General features: G+C 38.1%; 6 protein-coding genes. 3 read left to right on the forward strand and 3 right to left on the reverse strand.

Features of this window, described 5'->3' with window-relative positions:
- Positions 1-177 precede the first annotated feature (177 nt).
- From AC3DU7_RS22970 to AC3DU7_RS22980, 3 genes are all read right to left on the reverse strand, one after another.
- Positions 178-474 carry a hypothetical protein gene (locus tag AC3DU7_RS22970; protein ID WP_488041616.1) on the reverse strand — a complete coding sequence of 99 codons (297 nt, stop codon included), beginning with the start codon at positions 472-474 and terminating at the stop codon, positions 178-180.
- Positions 461-766 (reverse strand): BrnT family toxin, encoded by a 306-nt coding sequence (locus tag AC3DU7_RS22975; RefSeq protein WP_488041617.1) that lies wholly within the window; start codon positions 764-766, stop codon positions 461-463. Before AC3DU7_RS22975 ends, AC3DU7_RS22970 begins: the two co-directional genes overlap by 14 nt.
- Before the next feature lie 263 nt (positions 767-1,029).
- Positions 1,030-2,757, reverse strand: coding sequence for a diflavin flavoprotein (locus tag AC3DU7_RS22980; protein WP_488041618.1), 1,728 nt, complete (start codon positions 2,755-2,757; stop codon positions 1,030-1,032).
- Positions 2,758-3,680: 923 nt separating this feature from the next.
- Here AC3DU7_RS22980 and AC3DU7_RS22985 point away from each other — a divergent pair.
- The 3 genes from AC3DU7_RS22985 to AC3DU7_RS22995 form a co-directional block, all read left to right on the forward strand.
- Positions 3,681-4,289, forward strand: coding sequence for a hypothetical protein (locus AC3DU7_RS22985; protein WP_488041619.1), 609 nt, complete (start codon positions 3,681-3,683; stop codon positions 4,287-4,289).
- Entirely contained in the window at positions 4,258-4,452 is a 195-nt protein-coding gene (locus AC3DU7_RS22990; RefSeq protein WP_488041620.1) for a hypothetical protein, read from the forward strand. The genes AC3DU7_RS22985 and AC3DU7_RS22990 overlap by 32 nt, the downstream gene beginning before the upstream one ends.
- A gap of 268 nt (positions 4,453-4,720) precedes the next feature.
- Positions 4,721-5,808: THUMP domain-containing class I SAM-dependent RNA methyltransferase (locus AC3DU7_RS22995; RefSeq protein ID WP_488041621.1), on the forward strand; the 1,088-nt coding region annotated here is incomplete at its 3' end.

Below are 5,808 nucleotides of genomic sequence, written 5' to 3' on the forward strand. Positions count from 1 at the left end.
TGTTCCCTCTTTTCTGGAGATGTCTAATATGAATTACAGCTTTTCCATTTGAAGACATATCAGAGGGACTACACCCAGAAGTACCATTACCACTTCAGCAAATTGTCTGGGTTAGTCTGCGTCTCAAAAAGTGGAATGCTAAAAGCAAGAAGGAATGATAATTTTTGGAGATGTCTATTAGAGGGTTGTTTGAGTACGAATTTCTTCTAAAATGTCAGATATTTCTGCTTCTGAGTTAATATGTTTAGCCAAAACTTCTGCTGTTGCTTCTAGTAACCGATTAGAAAAAGATTTAGCTAAATCCTCTCTTAACCCTTGTCCAATGTATAATTTCAGTAATGCCTCACAAGACATATCTCGATTAGCAGCTACTTTTTTGAGAGATGCTAAGGTATCTGTTGGAATATCCAAGGAAACTTCTTCTTGAATACGGGGGTGCAGTTTAATGGTAAATTCTTCTTCAGGGTTGTTCATAGAGTCTCCTTTCATTTCGAGTAGCTTGACGGGCGGAAATTATCCGGTTTCGCCTTCCTCTTTCTACATAGACCACTAACAAAAGGCGTTGTTCTAAACAATAGCCTAGAATAAATTGACGTTGCTCACCAGTGGGGACCTTCTTAAGAGTAGCTTCACCTTCTTGGTAAAAGGGATCGAAAAAAGCTTCTGTTGCTTCCTCAAAGCTAATACCATGTTTTTCTAGATTACTTCGAGCTTTATTGCTATCCCACTCAAATTCAACGCCTTGTCGTTGATAGAAAACATTCATGATTCATTCTATTACTTTTTTCGGCGAGATACTTCTATTCTAATGTAATATCATGTCCCGATAATCAGTGATAAAAAAGTTTTTGTTTTTAGTAGGGCTTTAGCCTTAATTCATAGATAGGGCTTAAGCCCTACTACAAACTTTGGTGGCGCGAGATTGCTTCCTATCGTCGCAATGACAACTTTTGAGCCAGATTGTATATTCAGTCAGTACACCACTGGCGGGCAAGATGCCCGCACTACAACGTAAATTAATAACTTAAATTAATAATGATTACCTACCTTTCTATGATGTATTGCAGGCAAAACATCTGAGTCACTAACTCGCCCAGTATCAACAGCTGCATAAATAATCCAGTGGTCGCTTGCCTCCATCCGACTTACTACTTCGCACTCCAAATAAGCTAGTGCATCTCCTAAAATCGGACTACCATTCTTAGCAACTTGAGTATTTACTCCGGCAAAACGGTCTGCACCAGGTGGGAAGCGCTTCAGAAAATGTCGCATGAGACTTTGATAGTTATCTTCCCGCAATACATTTAAGACAAACCGATCGCCTACTTGCATCAGCGCCTCAATTGCCCGGTCTTTTGCTACTGCGATGGAAACCCCTAATGGTTTAAAACTAGCTTGCACTACCCAAGAAGCTAACATGGCACTACTAACTTCACCTTTAGTAGCGGTGATAATATACAAACCTCCACTCAAACGACCTAAAGCTTTATCTAGGTCGCTATCAAGAGATTTCATCTGCTTGATATTTTGCTTCAAGCTCAACAGTTGACCTGCGTCTGTGCCTGCTTCTTCACAAAGTTTATAAGTTAATTCTGAAGGAGTTTCTTTAATCAGAATATTGGGGAATGCTTGCTTGAGACCCAATTCTTTTAATTGGTTAGCAAGAGGATACACAGATACATCGTCGCCACCACCAGATTCAAATAAACCGAAAGCCTGTTTTTTGTTAGCTGCTGCCAAAATAGTGCTAATAGCTGTTTCCATACTACTAGCTGCCGAACCTGTGGTTGGTGGCGATCCAATGACGATTCCTTTTGCCATTTCTACCAATTCCCGCACTTCTTGGGGATCGGCAGATTTGAGGTCCATCATTTCCACTGCAACGCCTGTTTTAGTAATCCCGTGAGCAATTGCTTGGGAGAGGCGATCGCTGTAACCATAATCAGAGGTGTAGAATACTGCTACTGTTGTCTCTGCCTTGCTTTGTGCTTTGCTCCACTCCTCATAACGGTTAGTTAATTCTACTAAGTTATAACGTAGTAGTGGGCCGTGACCTGTAGCAATGGTGTTAATCTCTCCTAATGCTTTCATGCGTTTCATCGCATTTAAGACTGAACGGGCATTGGGGGCCATCAGACATTCGTAATAGAATTTATAGTCTGCTTCTATGTCACTCAGATTTTCATCGTAAGTCTTGTCTGAGCAATAGTGCATCCCAAAAGCATCACAGGTGAATAGAGTATGGGTTTTGCTATCGTAGGTAAAAATAGTATCTGGCCAATGTAGATTTGGGGCAGAAATGAATTCTAAAACGTGACCGTTGCCTAAATCTAATTGGTCTCCATTTTTGACAATTTGTTTGTTAAATGGTACATGAACTAAGTTTTCTAAAAATTGGATTGCTACTTTTGCCCCAACAACTGTAACTTGGGGAGCTAGTTCGATAATGTCTTTGGCTAAACCACTATGGTCTGGTTCGGTATGACTAATAATTAGATAATCAATTTCTGTTGGCTTGATTAGACCCCAGAGGATGTCTAAATACAACTGACGAAATTTTGCATGAGACGTGTCAACCAGAGCATTTTTTTCTCCTCGAATGATAAAGGAGTTATATGTGGTACCATTCTGTAAACCAAATTCTATATCAAAGCGATCGCGGTCCCAATCAAGGGAGCGAATGGCTGTGGTGTCAGGAGCAATTTTACTTGTCTCCGTTGTTAGTCTATTTTTGACTCGGTCTGTTACTGCTACCATAAGAGACCCCTCTCTAAATTTTGATTTTATTTTTAACAAGCTCTCAACTAACAGTTTTCTGCTTTTTCTACGGAATTATCCGCCAACACCTTTGAGGTTTGTACCTTAAAATATCCAAAAAATTGTATAGCTTGGAACTATTTCAGGGTGTTTATCCCTTATAAGTAGTAAGTTGGACAGTTAAGGAGAAGTTTAAATCTCCCTATACATAATTTTTTTGGATTTATCGCAGTCAAAGGGAAGGAGAGGACATATTAAAAGTGGAAAACTCAGACAACGCCATATTTTTCCTTCTGCCTTCTGCTATAAGTCAACTTAAGCTGATTGCTTATTTCTGAAAGCTGAGAGCTTTATAATATCTTTACACAATTTAACTATAAGTTTTTTATAGGATTTTTTATTATACAGTTAAGAATATCAAATAATACTTGACTAATTTTCATTTAGGCGAGATATTTCCGTCAAGTTGTGATATGGTTATGGGGTTTTGCTACTATCCAACTTTGATGTTGGCAAGAGGTCTCCTGTTAACATTTGTATAACGGGATGGGAATTGCCGACCAACAAATAAACCGTGTAGCGTCCACTTAGAGCTTGTATTGTATGCTTTTTTTGTGTGATTCTGATTATATCAGGAGTAGCGGTAGTACGCACCTGAGAGAACCATGAAAACAAGTAACGAGTATGGGGTTCAACTGGTGAAGTTCTCCCTCAACCCGTGAAAAGGTAAAACTCTTGAGGGAAGGTATCGGAGTACAAAATTGTTTAGTACAAAAAGGCGGTGAATCTCATCGTCTCTGTCTGCGGAGGGTTAAGTGGCTGCACTCCCTGTGAAACAGAAAGCCCTATCCGTGAGGTTGGGAACCCTACATTATGATCTTTGATTTGATGTAGGAGGACGTCACTGGCACATAGGAGAAACAATGAAACACCGATTAGCCACCGTGGGAGTTGTTACAACTGCTTTAGTGCTGGGAAGTGTGATTCTGCCAAGATCGGCACGGGCGCAGCTTTGTTATGGGTATGGCTTAGAAAAAGCAAATTATGAAACTGCAAATTTTAATATTAATATTTGCGAAACTCAAAAAGGTGAATATATATTTATTAGTCAACCTAAGAATGGAACTGAACAAGATTGGCTGATAGTTGGTAATGCGACAAAAAGGGGGAGTTCTTGGGAAGCTTATGATCCGGTACGAGGAATTGAATATATTATTGGCCCAGACCAATATAGTGTAGATTCAATCACAGAAAATGGCCTCACAGAGCGTGTAATTAATTACCAGGCTAAAGCAAGGGCAAAATTAAAAACTTGTTATATACTCAGGCCAAATGGATTATATATTTTTGAGGCGCGCAATTCAGCGAGTCGTAGAATTGGGGTGGTAGAAAATGGTCAGAGAATAGAAGTTACGGGAAATGAAGAAATTGGTAGTGGCACTCAAAGGTTTATAGAAGTTACAAATCCATATCAAGGATATATAGTTTCTAGAGATAGTAGTGGAAAATATATTTCAGATTGTTCTCCTTAAAATTAAGGAAGAAGGAAGAAGGGAAAGGAAAGAAGGAAGAAGGAAGAAGGGAAAGGAAAGAAGGAAGAAGGAAGAAGGAAGAAGGGAAAGGAAAGAAGGAAGAAGGAAGAAGGGAAAGGAAAGAAGGAAGAAGGAATATATTAAGAGACTGTGTGTAAAATAAATATTAAATCATTTAGTGGACCGACACGGCTAAAATTGTGCATTAGCTTTTTTCGTATAATAGACATCTCCGACAATAAAAAATAAAATCAATTATCGCACAGAAATTATCAATTCTTTTCCTCTACTGCCTACTGCCTACTGCCTACTTCCTCTTTTCCGGAGATGTCTAATTCTTGTTATGGCAAAGTTTGACCAAGAATGATAATAAAATGTAATATTTTTCCCACTGTTCCCTATTCCCTGTTCCCTGCTATATAAGAACTTTAATGAATCAATACTATGCCAAGGTGGCCAAAGGATTAGAAGCTATTGCTGCCCAAGAATTAAAAAGTTTAGGAGCAGAAAACATCTGTCCAGAATTTACTGGGGTAAGTTTTACAGGAGATAAGACTTTACTTTATCGGGTTAATATCTGGGCAAGAACTATTTTTAGAGTTTTAGTTCCTATTGCCGAAGTTCGATGTGTTAACCGAGAAATACTTTATAAAGAGGTAAAAAAAATTCCTTGGCAGCGATATTTATCTCCTAAAAATACATTAGCAGTTAATTGTACTGGAAGTAATGAAAAACTAAAGCATACTCATTATACAGCTCTTCAAATTAAAGATGCAATTACTGAACAACAAATAGAAAAGTTTCGCTACAGGTCAAATATTGATACTAAAAATCCTGATATATTGATTAATGCTCATATTCAAAATAATAGTTGTATCCTCAGTTTAGATAGTTCTGGTAGTAGTTTACATCAGCGTGGCTATCGCCTAGCAATGGGGTTTGCTCCTCTGAAAGAAACTTTAGCAGCAGCCATTTTAGAAATGGCAGAATATTCTCCAGATATACCTTTTTTAGATCCTTTATGTGGTTCTGGAACTTTACCTTTAGAGGCAAGTTTAAAAGCATTAAATATTGCACCGGGACTATTGAGAAATCAATTTTCTTTGATGAACTGGCGTGATTTTGACAAGTCTCTTTGGGCAGATTTATTAACAGAAGCTAAAAATAGTCAATTAACTGAATTAAAATCAATAATTGTCGGTAGCGATCGCAATCCTGAAGTGCTTTTTCAAGCTCGAATTAATGCTGAAAGATGTGGGGTAGCAAATAAAATTAAGTTTATTAAAACGGATTTATCTAAATTAAAACCTCCCGCAGATAAAGGGATTATTATTTGTAATCCTCCTTATGGCGAACGTTTAGGAGAAGTGGAAGAATTGGGCGAACTTTATAAAATGTTGGGAGATATTTTTAAACAACGTTTTACTGGATGGACGGCATTTATTTTGACGGGAAGTAAACAATTATCTAAACAAGTAGGATTAAGAACTTCTCGGAGAATTCCTGTTTATAATGGAGC

The organism is Okeania sp. (assembly GCF_983059655.1).

What these genes read in the sequence shown, in the direction of transcription:
- AC3DU7_RS22970 (WP_488041616.1), bottom strand. Translation starts at nt 474, where the DNA reads ATGAACAACCCTGAAGAAGAATTTACCATTAAACTGCACCCCCGTATT.
- AC3DU7_RS22975 (WP_488041617.1), bottom strand. Translation starts at nt 766, where the DNA reads ATGAATGTTTTCTATCAACGACAAGGCGTTGAATTTGAGTGGGATAGC.
- AC3DU7_RS22980 (WP_488041618.1), bottom strand. Translation starts at nt 2,757, where the DNA reads ATGGTAGCAGTAACAGACCGAGTCAAAAATAGACTAACAACGGAGACA.
- AC3DU7_RS22985 (WP_488041619.1), top strand. Translation starts at nt 3,681, where the DNA reads ATGAAACACCGATTAGCCACCGTGGGAGTTGTTACAACTGCTTTAGTG.